This window comes from Vibrio sp. 811 (genome assembly GCF_033339195.1).
On record NZ_JAWOUB010000597.1, the window covers coordinates 1 to 607 of the forward strand.

Sequence of the window (607 nt, forward strand, 5' to 3'; positions counted from 1 at the left end):
AGGGCGTTTGGGTGTAAAAATTTTCACTAGTGGGAAAAAGCAGTTCGTGTTTCGCTACTACCAGCAACAGAAAGAAAAATTTATCTCAATCGGTTTATTCAGTACACGTGCTGGCAGTATGACTCTTACAGAAGCTCGCGAGAAAGCCCAGGTCTTCTCACAACTGTTGCTCGGCGGAAAAGATCCTAAATTGCATCTTGAACAACAAGAGAGCGAGCAGAAAAAAATTGATGCAGAGAGTAAAAGCTTAGGAACCATTGATGAGCTATTTCATAGCTATACGGAGCGCATGAAAATAGATGGAAAGAGAACGTATGAAGACGTGCGAAATGCGCTGGTACGAGAATTCTATCCATATATAGACAGAAACACCAAAGCGTGTGATGTAACGACTGATGATATTAAATACGTTATTAGTAAGATGATCCAGCGTGGAGCTATCACCCAAAGCAACCGAGTACGTAGCTATGTGATGGCGGCGTTTAACCATGGGATGCGCTTTGATAACGATCCTCGCTACTTCTCTTTAGAGTCGAAATTTGGAATAAAATACAATCCAGCAGCACCCATTCCAAAGCAAAAAGATGGAGAGCGCATCGGTGAACGG

Annotated in this window: 1 protein-coding gene; it reads left to right on the forward strand. The window is 42.7% G+C overall.

The features are described 5' to 3' along the window. Positions 1-607 (forward strand): Arm DNA-binding domain-containing protein (locus R7Q46_RS28300; protein WP_318078456.1); only part of this gene is annotated, 607 nt, incomplete at both ends.